The following is a 13406-nucleotide window of genomic DNA, read 5'->3' on the forward strand; positions in this document are numbered from 1 at the left end:
GCGAATCTAGGCGGTGAGCGCGGGAAGTTGGCTGGTGCCGACCGACGAATTGTCGGCATCAGCCGTAGTTCACTGGTCTGGCTCAGTTTTGATTTTTGTGTGCGGGCTGGTTCTTTGGCGCTGGCGGCTGGGTACTATAGCCGACGGCATTCTGCCCAAAGCGTTTCAGCAACCGGCTAGACTCTAGCTTGCCTCGCAACGCGAAGAGTCTCAGTTCCCCGCGTCCGGCTTCTCGGGCCGCGCCGCTTCCTTCGGCGCTTCCGTGTCCGACGTGCCCGACACGTTCATCTCCGACAGGCCGCCCTCGTCCTGCAGGAACTGCTGCGCCACGCGGTCCACCTCTTCGGCCTTCAGGCCCGTGAGCAGCGCGCTCGCCTGCCGCGCGCGGCCCGCCAGCGCCGTCTCGCCCATGGAGCCGTGGATGCGGGTGAGGGCCAGGTGGATTTCCGGGTCGAACGGGTCCGACGCCAGCGCCTCCAGGTAGGCCGTCTTCGCCTTCGGGTAGTCCTTCCGGTACAGCAGGATGCGGCCCAGGTGGACGTTCGTCGAAGGTGAGCCCGGGTGCACGCGCAGGCTGCCGCGTAGCACGCGCTCCGCCTCGTCCAGCCGCCGCAGCTCCAGCAGCGCCAACGCGTACTTGTTGGACACTGATTCGTACTTGTCGCCCACCAGCTCGTGCGCCTTGGCGTACTCCTCCGCCGCGGCCTTCACGCGGTTGCGCTCGCGCAAGAGCTCGCCCAGGTGCGCGAACTTGCGCGCCGGCACCTCCGTCACCTCCTGGAAGTCGCCGAAGGAGATTTCACGCCCCTTCTTCTCGCTGTCGTCCTTCACCTTGCCCTTGGCGTTCTCCTTCAGCACCACGCGGTCCTCGCGCGGCAACAGCTCGGTGGGGAAGGGCTGCTTCTTGATGTGCGCCAGCCAGGACTTCTCGAAGAGGGCGAAGGGCATCCCCATGGCCGCCTCCACCGCCTTGCGGTCCTTCTGCCCGGCCTTCAGCTCCTGGATGATGGCGCGCAGGCCCGCCGTGCCCTTGACGCTGTGCACGTAGTCGATGGCGTAGAACACCTCCGCGAACGCGGTGGCCGCGTCCTCCGCCGTGGGCAGCAGCGCAATCGACGGGTGCATCTTCTCGAAGGGGATGAGCGTGTCCGCCTTCACCCGCTTGCCCAGCAGCGCCTGCGTGGAGGGCGTCATCGCCAGCCCCGCCTTGCCGCGCCAGCGCGACTCCAGGAACTTGGCCAGCCCCTCATGCAGCCAGATGGGCACCGTGTTGCGGCTCATCTGGCTGATGACCAGGTGGATGTATTCGTGCGCCAGCGTGTCCTGCCAGTCGTAGCCGCGCGCCACCGCCTTGGGGCTGGTCACCATCAGCTTGTTGAACTTGCAGATGGCGATGGTGCCCGTGGTGCCAATCTGCTTCTCCGTCAGCGTGCTCACCTTCGACAGCTCGCGCGCGTTGCTCACTACCTCCACGCGAATCTTGCCGCCCGGCGGCGTCCAGCCGAGGTCCTCCTTCATCGCCCGGTGGATGCCCTCCAGCGTCTCCAGCGCATAGGGCACCAGCACCGCTTCCTTCCCCTTGGGGTACTGGAAGATGAAGTGCTCGCTCTCCGCGCGCTCGTGCTCCCGGGTGATGGCGCGCGTGTCCTTGGCCAGCCGCAGGTAGCTGCCAGGCTTGTCCTCGATGTGGGCGCCCTCCAGGAGCGCCACCGCGTCGTCGTAGCGGCCCTCCTCGAAGGCCACCCGGCCCTGGAAGTACTTCAGGGGCTCCACGTCGGCGGGGAGGAGTTGCTCCACCCCGGACAGCTCGCGCCGGGCGCCGGGCACGTCCCAGTCGTCCAGCGCCGTCTCCACGCGCTCCAGCCGCGCCTTCACCTCGTCCTTGAGCGAGCTGGCCTGCGCCCACGCCGCCTGGGGCACGCAGAGGAGCCCCATGGCCAGCGCCGTGACGAGCGCCCCGAATCCGGAAGGATGCTTCAGCGCGTGGCGGCTCACTTCACCAGCTCCTCGTAGTAGCGCTTCACCTGCTCCCGGTACTTCTCCGGAGCCCCCTGCTTCATCGCGTCCAGCAGGTCCTTGCGGAACTCCTTCGGCGCCTGGAAGGCATCCTCGTCCGGCAGCTCCACCTTCTGCTTCGGGTCTCTCCCGTTGCCTTGCTGGCGGCGCCCCATGCCCATGGGCAGCGGGAGCCCGCCCTTGCCGCCGCGCTGGCCTTCCTGCATCTGCTGCTGGAACTGGCGCAGGCCCTCCAGCGCCGCCTGCTGCTCGCCGTAGCCACGGCCCGGGTCCTTGCCCTGCATCCGCCGCGCGGCCTCACCCATGCGCTGGCCGGCGCCCTCCAGCTGCTGCGTGGCCTCCTCGCCGAAGATGGGCGCCATCTGCTGCATCTCCTCCATCTGCTGACGCAGGCCCTGCGCGCGCTCCTCCAGCTGCGACTGCTGTTCGCCCAGCTGCTGGAGCTGCTGCTTCTCCTGCTGTGACAGCTGCGAGCCCGGCGGCGGGAAGAGCGACTGGAGCTGCCGGTTCACCTCCGACACGTTGCGCGCGTCCCGGTTGAGGCGCTGCGCCAGCTCCGTGGACTGCTTCACCACTTCTTCCGGGTTGCCGAACATCTCGTCCAGATGGCGCTGCTGCTCGCCCATCATGGCCAGCTGCCGGGCCGCGTCCTCCGCCCGGGCCGCCGCCTCCGCCGCCAGGTCGTAGTCGTTCACCTTCAGCGCGTTCTCCACGTTCTCGAGCTCCGCCTGGGCCTCCTCCAGCGGACGCGCGGCGCGGCTGTTGAGCTGGCTGGGCTCCAACGCCTTGTAGTCCTCCTGCGCCTGCTGGACCTTGCGCATCAGGCTGTCCTTGATGGCCTCGCCCTTCTCCGCCAGCCGCTCGCGGTTCTGCGAGCGCCCCTGGTCGCGGAGCTGCTTCGTCTGGTCCGCGACGCGCTGCTGCTCCTGCACGGTGCCCTGCAGCTCCTCCATGAACTCGCCGAACTTCTCCGCCAGCTCGGGGTGCTGCTCGCCGCCGAACTCGTCGCCGGCCTGGTCCAGGTTCTCCAGCATCTCCTCCATCTGCATGCCCAGCTCCTGGAGCTTCGCCAGGGCCTCGTCCGCCTTGCCCTCGCGCATCAGCTTCTCCACGTCGTCGAGCGCGCCGCGCATGTCCTGGTCCTTCATCATCTCGGACAGGGCCTCGGCGTTGAGGTGCTCGTCGCGGATGCCCTTGCGCATCTCCGCCATGCGCTGCATCAGCTCCTGGATGCGGGACTTGAGCTGCTGGAGCTGCTCCATCACCGCCTGCCGCGAGGCCTCGTCTGGATTGGACTTGTACTGCTCGATGAGGTTCGCCAGCTCGCGCCGCTCGTTGGACAGCTGTTTGGCCATCTCCTGGAGCGCCTCCAGCTTCTGCCGGTCCAGCAGCGACTCCAGGTAGAGGATGTCCTTCTCCAGCTCCGTTATCTCTTCGTTGACCACGGCGGTGAGGCGGTTGCCCGTGCCCCAGTCCTCGCCGCGGGCGCGCTGGGTGCGCAGGTAGAGCCGGCGCAGCTCCGCGGTGCCGCGGATGTGGCTGCCCAGGGACTCGGAGATGTTGCTCAGCGCGGAGACCAGCTCGGTGGGCACGTCGCGCTCGCGCGCCAACTCCTGCGCCAGCGTCCTCATGTCCGCCACCAGGCTCTCCCCGCTGGTGTCCACCGTGGCCCCGGCGGTGATGGCCTGGGGGTCCTTCTGCCTCGCGCGCTCCGGGCCTTCCAGCCGGTCCGCGAGGTGGTCCACCATCCGGCCCCACAGCTGCTCCGCCTTCTCCAGCGCGGCGCGGCGGTGCTCGGCCGCGGAGTACACGCGCAGCACCTGCGTGCGGCTGACGCCCTTCTTGGGGCCCTCCACCGCGTCGTTGTCCTGCGCCTCCACGTAGTAGGTAATCCGGTCACCCGGGTCGAGCTTGAGGTTGCCCAGGCTCCACGAATACGTGCCCCGGTGGCGCCGGCCGTCCTCGCGCGGCAGCGGCACGCGCGTCTCCTGCTGGGCGCCGGGCGCGCGGAACACGAGCGCCATGCCGGACAGCCCGTAGTCATCCGACGCCTCGTACTTGAGCATCACCTGGTCGCCCGGATCGACCTCCAGCTCCACCGTGGGCGTCAGCAGCGACACCTCGGGCGCCTTGTCCGCCTCCACCGTGAGGGCGATGTCCGGCCCCACCGCGAGCGCCTTGTCCCGCGCGCCGTAGAAGGCGAAGCGGTAGTGGCCAGACTGCTTCGCGACAAAGCCGCCCTCCAAGTCGCGGTTGCCCGTCACCTTCAGCGGCAGCGCCTGGCCGTTGACCACCAGCTCCGCGCGCTCCACCGGACGGTCCGAGCGCGTCTTCAGCAGGATTTCCGTCCCCGCCGGCGCGCTGATGTCGCCGTTCGTTCCGGGCACCGTGCGCGGCGCCAGCCCCGTGTACGCGGGGTAGCGGTACGTCAGCTCGATGTCTCCGGTGATGGGCTCCACCTGGGCCTGGGTCTTGGGGCTCGCCGCCACTTCGCGGATGCGCGCGATGCCAGCGGACCAGCGGTCACCGAGCACGACCATCAACACCAGCAGGACCAGCAGCGCGCTGCCCGCGCCCAGGGCCACGTAACGCACCGGGCGGCTGTCCACCACGGTGCGGACATCCACCGTGCGCGCCCGCGTGTCCAGCTCCCGCAGGAAGGCGCGCGCGAGCGCCGGAGAGCCGCTGCCCGGCGCGTCCGGCTCGCGCATCAGCTCCACCCCGGCGAGGACATCCAGCGACAGCTCCGGGCGCTTCTCGCCCACCAGCCGCGCGGTGAGGATGTCGTCTCCCACGCGGCGGCGGGCCAGCCACAGGCCGAAGACGCAAGCCACCGCCACGCCCAACGGCAGCGCCGTCCACATCAGGGACGCGCCCGCGCGCGGCGCCACCAGCGCCAGGAAGCCTCCGGCGACCAGCAGCAGGCACGCGGTGGCCACGCCCAGCATGAAGCCCTGGAGCCACAGGAACCGGCGCTGCCGGCCCTGGACGGTGGCGAGCAACGCCTCCACGCCCGGGGCCTCCAGGGGAGTATGGGCTTGTGACGCGGGAGGTGACGGCGGGGGCGGAGGCGGGAGCTCGGGGCCTGGTGTCTGAGGTGTGTCGAGGTTCACGCTGTCCTGTCCGCTCAGTGGCGAGGCAACCCCTGGGAGGGCGGCCTATTTCCCGATTTTCTAGCAGCCTCCCCCTTCTTGCGAAGCATAACGACCCAGGAGCCCGTTCAAAGGGCTCCGGGTGTCTGACGCTGGAAGGAGATACAAGGGCGAGGGTCCGGGAGGTAACGCGGTCGAGCGGGCGGGCCACCGGCTCATCGAACGACTTGCTTGCGGGCGCCCGCCTCGTCGAACTCGACTTCGGGCATGGGGACGCCGCCCAGCTCCTGGGCCAGGGCGGTGAGCACTTCCTGCGTCGCGATGATGCGAGGCCGCGAGAGGCGCGCCAGCACGCGCTGCACCGCCGACTCCACCGTGCCCTCGGAGGGGATGTCGAGCGCGCGCCCCTCGTCCGTCAGGCAGAACAGCGCCTTGCGCCCGTCGAGCGGGTCGGACTTGCGCTCCAGCAGGCCCCGCTTCTCCAGGCGCTTGAGCACGCCCGTCAGGGTGCTGGGATGGACGTGGAGAATCTGCGCGAGCATGCCCGCGGTGATGTCGGGGAAGCGCCCCACCAGGCGGATGACCAGGCGCTGCGGACCCGTGAGTCCCAGCGAGGACTCCATGCGCTTCGACGTGGACTGGAGCCCGTGGTCCACGGCCCAGAGCAGGCGCATGAATTCGAGCACTTCACCGAGGGGGGGGCCTTTGGAGGTCCGCTCACCTTCGTGGGGTTCCAGCGGCGCTCCTGCCGGGTCCTTCGGGGATTCTTCTGCCGTCACCTGCTGCCTCCGTGTCTCAAGCCAATGGTTTGAGTCGCAGCAGGTCTATCGCGTCGCCGTCCGACCTGCTGCTGAAAAACCGTTGGCTGTTGACCGCTCGCGAACAGGACGTCAAGCCCCCCGCCCTGAAGGCCGGGTGCCAGGCGAGCGAGCGCTCAGAGCTCCTCGAGCGTGAGCCGGAGGATGGAGCCCGTGTCGTCCCGGTCCAGGACCTTGAAGGTGGCGCCGGGCGGGATGAGCACCTCCTCCTCACCCGGCTTGAGCGAGGCGCCCTGGATGTCGCGGCCCGTTTTGGTCCGGATTTCGAGGATGGCGTCGCCATCGAACTTCGCGTCCGGGTTCTTCGCCGTGCTGGTGAAGGCATCCCGGGTGATGACGGCGTCCTTCGTGTAGGCGTCGTAGTACTTCTTGCTGTCGCCGCGGAACACGGTGCCCTGGAACTTCGGCAGCTCGTTGAGGGCCGCGCGGGTGACGGCAATGCCATCCAGGTTGTTGCGCAGCGCCTGCGTCGTCGGGCCGGCGCCATTTCTTGCCAGCGGGAAGAGGACCTGGCCGTTGTACGGCTTGAACTTCTCCTGTGTGTATTTGTAGATGGAGACCTTGCCCTCGTCGGAGAGCCCGTTGATGTTCGCCACGCTGGTGGCCGTCTTCGGGTAGTCCTTCTGGTTCTGCGTCAGGTGGGTGTTCGCCATCTCCACGTAGGGCTCGAACTTCCCCTCCGTGAGCACGCTCATCTGCTTGCGGTAGTTCTCCACCGTGGTGGCGTCCACGGTGAAGCCCTCGTTGAACACGTTGGCCAGCTTGACGCGCTCCGCGTCACCCGCCTTCACGTGCGGCCCGCCCTGGGCGAACACCGCGCGGATGAGGTCCGCCTTGGGGCCGACCTCCGCCTTGAGGGTGGCGAAGTCGGCGGAGCTGGCGTCACCCTGGCTGCGCTGCAGGCCCTGGAGCGCGGAGAAGCCGCCGTCGCTGATGCTCTTGATGGCGCCCCGGGGCACCCCCAGGGCCACGAAGGGCGCGATGACCGAGTCAGCCCGGAGGACGGCGGGGCCGACCGCGACGGGGACTGTCGTCGGCGTGGTGGTGACGGGCGCCTTCGCGCCGCCCAGCGAGGGAGGCGGGGGCGGCGACGTGAGGCTCGGGGTGCGGACCGTGTTGGTGGGCGTGCCGGACACGAAGGCATCCGGCGGCGTCGGAATGCCCGTCGACGTCGACGGCGCCGCGGACGTCTTCGGCGGAGGCGGCGGAGGCGGCGTGCCGGTCGTCCGGGTGGGCGTGATGCTGGTCGTCTTCGTCGTCGTGTTGTTCGTGATGCGACCCATGGCTCTGTCCCCCTCCTCCTGGTGAGTGCCAGGAGGTTGATGTGCGCTTGTTCCCCATTCTCGGTGCCGGTGTGGCCGAGGTTGTGTCCGGAGGGGGTGGAGCAGGAATCATCAGCCCGATGACGGATGCCTGGGCTGATGCGCACGGGACGCAGCGCCGGCCGGGGCGCGGGGAGAGGGCTCCCCGCTCCCGGACGGGGTGTTACGGCGCGGGGGCCACGGTGGGCTTGGGCGCCGGCTTCTGGGCGGGAGCGGGCGCGGGCGCCGCGGGCTTGGCGGGCATCTGCAGCGCCTTGCCATTCTCCTGGACGATGCGGCGGTACCAGGCCTCCTGGTACTTGGGGTGGTTCACCTTGCCCATCTCATCGCGCACGTTGCCGTCGATGTACTTCACGAGCAGCGTCTCACCGAGCTTGCGCCAGCGGGCGTGGACCTTCTCGCCCTGCTGGAGCGAGTAGTCGGTGAGGTACTGGCGCGCCTCCTCGGGGCTGCGCTTGAACTGCTCCTGGGCGCGCTTCTCGATGTCGGCCTGGTCCGCGAGGAACTGGCCTTCCAGCGCGCCCTGCTCCTTCTGCACGTCATTCACCATGTCGCTCCAGCGCCCGTAGGCCTGGTTCGACACCCAGTTGAACACCCAGAAGGAGGAGTCCCAGGAGAACTCACCGCGGCTGGCCACGCCCTGCGCGAAGTTGCGCGGCACCTGCCGGATGCCGGCGTACATGGGCGTGTAGACGGTGGTGAAGGTGTCGTCCACGCCGAACCAGAGCACGCCACCAATGGGCGCCGGCAGCCAGTCCCGCATCTGCGCGACGAACGAGAAGCCCGTCTGCTGCGTGGAGATGGCGCGCTCGTGGACGTACTGCTTGCCGTCCACCTCCCACGTCATCGGCCGCCAGCGGTACGGCAGCGCGTAGGGGCCCGCGCCCACGTCCTTCGTCATGTCCAGCGGCGTGCCCCCGAAGTGGTCCCGCATCAGCGCCATGGTGTCCTGCACGGACAGCTTCTTGTCCGGCTTCACCCACAGCGGCAGCCGCTTCTGGGGCGCCGCGCCGGTCGCGTACTCCGCGCCCAGCTTCATCGACGGCGCCGCGCGCCGGAAGATGCTCCACACGCGCGCCTCGGAGAACCGCTGCCCCCCGAAGTCGATGGGGTTGTACGTCTCCGCGAAGTTGAAGTCCTTGTCCGCGCCCTTGAACCAGCCCTTCGCCCGGGCGAAGGAGATGACGTCCGGCGAGTAGAACGTCGTCTGCTTCTCGTTCTGCGGGAACGTGCCGATGCGCGCCTGGTTGGCGTGCGCGGAGAGGTACCCGTCGGGCAGCTTGCGGGCCACCCACACCGCGCCCTTCTCTCCCTTGCCCTTGCCAATCATCTCCAGCAGCCAGGCCTCCTTCGGGTCGGCGATGGAGAACGACTCACCGCTGGAGGCGTAGCCGTGCTCGGCGACCAGGGACGTCATGACCTGGATGGCCTCGCGCGCCGTCTTCGCGCGCTCCAGCGCGATGTAGATGAGCGAGCCGTAGTCGACGATGCCCGCGGGGCCCGCCAGCTCCTCTCGGCCGCCGAACGTGGACTCACCGATGGAGAGCTGGTGCTCGTTCATGTTGCCCACCACCGAATACGTCGCGGCGGGCTGGGGGATGCGGCCCAGGAACTTGCCGGTGTCCCACTCGATGATGTCGCGCATGGCGCCCGGCGCGTGGCGGCGCGCGGGCGTGTAGTACAGCTCGCCGTACAGCTCGTGCGCGTCCGCGGCGTAGGTGATGAAGGTGGCTCCATCCGCCGTGGCTCCCTTGGAGACCAGCATGCTTGTGCAGGCGAGCACGGGCGGAGCGACCAGCGCGGCGGTGACAGGCAGCGCGGTGAGCAGGTTCGTCAGGCGTCGGTTCATGGCGGCGGATGGTACCAATCCACTCCCGGATGGCTACCGCTCCCACGGGGCGCTCCCCTGTTTGCCCCTCATGGGTCCTTGCACCACGGGGCCGCCGCGCCGGGCCACGAGAGAAATCCCGGGCGGCGGCCCCTCTTGCCGGAGCTTTTCGTCTCAGTCGTTCGTCGTGCTCACCTCCTTTCTCTCAGGAGGGGCGGGCACCTGTTCGACTCGCAGCGTCGTGGGCCCGCTCAGCGCCAGGTGCGCCTTGAGCTTGAGGAACTTCTTCTTGCCGAAGCCCTTCACGCGCACCAGCTCCTCCACGCGTTTGAAGGGCCGCTTCTGGCGGTGCGCGATGATGCGCTGCGCCGCCTTCTCACCGACGCCCGGCAGCAAATCCAGCTCCGCCGCGCTGGCTTCGTTGAGGTTGACCGTCCCCGTGTGCTGCGTGCGCAGCTTCGCCGCCCCCGCCACCCCGGGCCCGCACAAGAGCAGGCCCACCACCACCGCGCACAGCGCCCTCACGAGTGTCCACCCACCGGCGCCGCGTCCAGCCCCAGCTCGCCCGCGTAGCGGCCCCCGCTCATCCCCGCCGCGTCGCGCTTCTCCGCCGCCTCGCGGACGTGCAGCTTCCCGTCCAGCGGCAGCACGTCCAGCAACACGTTGAGCGAGCCGTCCTTGTTCACGAAGGCGCTCCCCGCCCGCACCCAGATGCTCCCGCCCTTGCCCTCGCGAATGGAGAAGACCGCCAGTCGCTTACCCGCCGTCAGCATCATCCACCTCCACACTCCGCATCGCGCCACCACGGCGCGGCTGCCTCGTCGGCTTGACCGCCTGAGGTCGGGGAGGGCTAGAGCAGCCCGCGTGCCAGCGGTGTTCTCCTCGGGGCGCCCTGCGCACACCGTGCGCGGAGGTGAGAACCGTCCAGCGGCGAGGACGGGCAGCGAGGCTCCAGTGGCTTCTCAGCGGACGAGAGCGCGGCGCCAGGCACGGGAGGGCGCGAACGCGCGCTCAGGCATGGTTCGAATCGAGGTGTCTGTCCGCCGGGGCCGGCCGCGGCGCGGCGGGTCCGCTGCGGGGGAGCGCGACCGTGAAGGTGGCGCCGCGCCCCGCCTCGCTCTGGACTCGGACCGCGCCTCCCAGCCTTTCGACGAGCTGACTGACGATGTGGAGGCCCAAGCCCAGTCCTCCGTAGTGGCGCGATGACACCGCGCGCTCGAAGGCCCGGAAGATTTGCGCCTGTTGTTCCACCGGGATGCCGATTCCCTGGTCCCTCACCTCCAGGAGGGCGGTCCTGGCGTCCCCGGTGACCAGGATTTCAATGGGCTTGCCCTCGCCGTACTTGATCGCATTCGAGAGCAGGTTGGTGACAATCTGATCGAGCCGCGACCGGTCCCAGATTCCTGGCATCGGCGTGTCGGCATGAACCCGGAGCGTGGCGCCGGAGAGGGCCAGCTCGGATGCGAAGCGAGCCGCGATGTCTCGGACCAGCGCGGTGAGGTCCACCTCCTCCAGCTCGAGCTCGAGCCGCCCGGCATGGATGCGCGAGACATCCAGCAGCGTGTTGACGAGCTTCGCCATCCGCAACGCCTGGCGTTCGATGCCTTCGACCGACTGGCTCACGGTCTCCGCCGGCGCGGCGCGGAGCGCTCCCGACCGGGCGCGGCGCAGCAAGCCCTGCACGGACAACTGGAGGGAGGTGACCGGGGTCTTCAGCTCGTGAGAGGCAACGGAGAGGAACTCATCACGAAGGCCAATGGCCTGCTGGGCTTCCTGATAGAGCCGGGCGTTGTCCACGGCCATGGCCGCGCGGCGGGCCAGCTCCTGCGCGAGGGTGAGCTCGGCCGGGCCATAGCGGCTCTCGCCGTCCATCCGGGCGAGTGTGAGCGCGCCGAGCGTCCGGCCACGCGCGAGCAGCGGCACCGACAGACAGGATTGGAACTCGAGGCCGCCGCACCCGAGGGCCGTGGAGCCGCAACCCTCCAGGAAGAACTCCGGCTCGCCGCGGCGGAGCACCCGCCCAGGGCCCTGCGTGGCATTGAGGTCCGGTGGCGCGTGGTCGTCCTTCGCGGGCCACCGGGCCCGCAGTGCCTGGGAGTGGGCCACCGCGAGCCGCTGAGGGGCCTGCTCGTTGTCCAGCAGGTCGACCGCGCACCAGTCCGCGAACCGCTGGACGGTCAGCGCCGCCACGCTTCGAAGCGCGTCCTCGGGCGCGAGCGCGCCCGCGAGCAGTCCCGAGGCTTCCGCCAGGAACGCGGACCTCCCTTCCTGCTCCTCGGCGCGGGTCCGCGCTTGCTGCTCACGCAGGAAGGTCTGGTCTCGCTCCCGCTCGGCCCGGCGTTGCTCGGTGATGTCGATGCCCGTGCCGATGATGTACTCAATCGCTCCCGTCGGGCCGCGGAGGACGTTGCTGGACCATGAGATGAGGCGGCGCTCTCCCGCTCGCGTGAGCCAGCTGCTCTCGTACTGCTCGTGCCCCTGGCCCGTGGTGAGCTGGGCGAAGTCCCGCTCGACCCGCGCCGCTTCTTCCGGAACCTGGAGCTGCTCCCAGAACCGCGCGCCGCGAACCTCCTCGAAGGCGTAGCCGGTCATCTCCTGGCAGGCACGGTTGAAGCGGACGATTCTGCCCTCCGCATCCAGGACGATGACCAGCGCGCGGGCTGTATCCAGGACCGCCGAGCTGAAGTCCCGCTCGTGCTGGAGGTCCCGTTCCGTGCGCTGTCGAGCGGTGACGTCCCGGAAGTAGACGGCCCGCCCATAGTAGAGGCCGTCCGCGCTCATCACCGGGGCGTCATACTGCTCGAAGATCCGCCCATCCTTGAGCCGCAGCACGTCGTGTCCCGACGCGTCTCGGTGCTCGATGAAGAAGAAGGCGCGCGCCGTGAACCGGGCGGGCTCCTCCACGAGCTCCGCCGCCGCGCGGACCCACGCCCCGTAGGATGCGGACAGGAGCTCCTCCTCCAGCCCCCACAGCTGTACGAGGCGGCGGTTGTGCGTGAGGACCCTTCCTTCCAGGGTGGAGATGAGGATGCCCTCGTCGGAGGCTTCGCTCAGGGACTCCAGCAGCGTCTTCTGCTGGTGGAGCGCGCGCTCGCTGTCCAGGATGCGGGTGAAGAGCTGCCGGTGCGTGAGCGCGGTACGGAGCACGCCGCCGAGCCGCTCCACCATGCCCCGGTACTGTCGCGGCAGGTGAGGCTCGCGGTCGAAGTACAGCAGCAGCGCGCTGGCGCTGTGCTCCGCGTCCGCCCCGATGATGGGAATGGACCAGCGCACGAGCCCCGGCAGTTCCAGCTCCGGAAAGGGCAGGCTGACCTCGCCGGGCCCTTGCTTCGCTCCGGACTCTGAGCGGGCGGGGAGCGGAAGCTGGCGGGACGCCGCGGAGAGCCCACTCGCGCCCTGAAGGACGACCTGGCCCCGCGCGTTCACCTGGACCCAGAGCGCGACCATGCACCCCAGCCGCTCCGCGACACGGTCCATGAAGGCGTCCGCGGGCTTGCTCGGGTCGAAGAGGTCGAGCGCCGCGACGGTGAGCTCCTGGAGCACGCTCAGCAGCGCGAGGCGCTCCTCGGTGAGCTTCCGGTCCGCGTCCTCGCAGGGGTCCGCCATGTCCGACCTTGTCCCATCACCCTGGAAGGGCGAGCACCACCACTGTCTTGTTGTGGAACTGCGGAACGCCACCTCCCATGGCCCCCACCTCGCCAAGGGTCAGACAGCCCACGAGCGGAGTGGTCTCCCCGAGCGCGCCCTGGACGCGTGAGAGCTCGTCCATGATTTCCTCGCCCAGGATGGGGTAGCGGGAGAAGCAATCGAACACGACCGCGCCGCCCAGCGCGCCAGGGGTTCCTCTCCGCGCCAGGGTGGCCGCACCCGCGGCCGCGTCCATCAGGTCCCCGCGCGCTCCCTCCATCACCCGGATCAACGAGCCATCAGGTATCTCGGCGACGCAGCGGACCGAGCCGTCGGGGCCGATGGAGATGGGGTCGCGAATCACGAACTCTCCATTGGCCTGAGGAATCCCCAGCGGGTGGGTCATCGAAAAGAGGGCGAAGCCCTGCGCGTCCAGCGCGTCTCCGCGGCTCGCGGCCGTGCGCCGGTAGACCTCGAACGCGCTCTCGTAATCGAGCTCGATGGCGGTCGCGCCGTGGGCCTTCGTGACCTGGGTCGGTGGGCCGTAGGGATACCAGCCGTGCTGAATCCCAACGCCTATCGGCGCCTGGGCATCCAAGGCAATCACCACCGCCTGGTCCCGGTAGGCCTGCCCATCCGCGAACTGGGCCGTCGTGCCGCTCTGGAGGTTGCCTCCCGCTCCGCCCCCCGCCCAGACGACGCC

Annotated in this window: 9 protein-coding genes; all 9 read right to left on the reverse strand. The window is 69.5% G+C overall.

From position 1 onward, the window contains the following. Nucleotides 1–210: 210 nt before the first annotated feature. Nucleotides 211–1995, reverse strand: coding sequence for a peptidase MA family metallohydrolase (locus tag HV826_RS04400; protein WP_176415736.1), 1785 nt, complete (start codon nt 1993–1995; stop codon nt 211–213). Beyond that, nucleotides 1992–5129, reverse strand: a complete 3138-nt coding sequence (locus HV826_RS04405; protein ID WP_176415737.1) for a DUF4175 family protein — start codon at nt 5127–5129, stop codon at nt 1992–1994. Before HV826_RS04405 ends, HV826_RS04400 begins: the two co-directional genes overlap by 4 nt. Before the next feature lie 194 nt (nt 5130–5323). Further along, nucleotides 5324–5887: a MarR family transcriptional regulator gene (locus HV826_RS04410; protein ID WP_176415738.1), complete on the reverse strand. Its 564-nt coding sequence runs from the start codon at nt 5885–5887 to the stop codon at nt 5324–5326. Between the two features lie 155 nt (nt 5888–6042). Beyond that, entirely contained in the window at nt 6043–7209 is a 1167-nt protein-coding gene (locus tag HV826_RS36955) for an ADP-ribosyltransferase domain-containing protein (RefSeq protein ID WP_255208368.1), read from the reverse strand. A 202-nt stretch (nt 7210–7411) separates the two neighbouring features. Then, the gene (locus HV826_RS04420; RefSeq protein ID WP_176415739.1) at nt 7412–9097 is read right to left on the reverse strand and encodes a dipeptidase; all 1686 of its coding nucleotides are present in this window, start codon (nt 9095–9097) and stop codon (nt 7412–7414) included. A 153-nt stretch (nt 9098–9250) separates the two neighbouring features. After that, nucleotides 9251–9601, reverse strand: a complete 351-nt coding sequence (locus HV826_RS04425; RefSeq protein ID WP_176415740.1) for a helix-hairpin-helix domain-containing protein — start codon at nt 9599–9601, stop codon at nt 9251–9253. Continuing rightward, nucleotides 9598–9849, reverse strand: coding sequence for a hypothetical protein (locus HV826_RS04430; RefSeq protein ID WP_176415756.1), 252 nt, complete (start codon nt 9847–9849; stop codon nt 9598–9600). The genes HV826_RS04425 and HV826_RS04430 overlap by 4 nt, the downstream gene beginning before the upstream one ends. Before the next feature lie 238 nt (nt 9850–10087). After that, on the reverse strand, nt 10088–12682 hold the full coding sequence (locus tag HV826_RS04435) for an ATP-binding protein (protein ID WP_176415741.1): 2595 nt from the start codon (nt 12680–12682) through the stop codon (nt 10088–10090). 16 nt (nt 12683–12698) lie between these two features. Further along, nucleotides 12699–13406, reverse strand: a 708-nt coding sequence (locus HV826_RS04440; RefSeq protein WP_176415742.1) for an FIST signal transduction protein, incomplete at its 5' end; no start/stop codon positions are given.

Origin of the sequence: Myxococcus sp. AM010 (genome assembly GCF_013372585.1) — a bacterium.
Taxonomy (GTDB): domain Bacteria; phylum Myxococcota; class Myxococcia; order Myxococcales; family Myxococcaceae; genus Myxococcus; species Myxococcus vastator.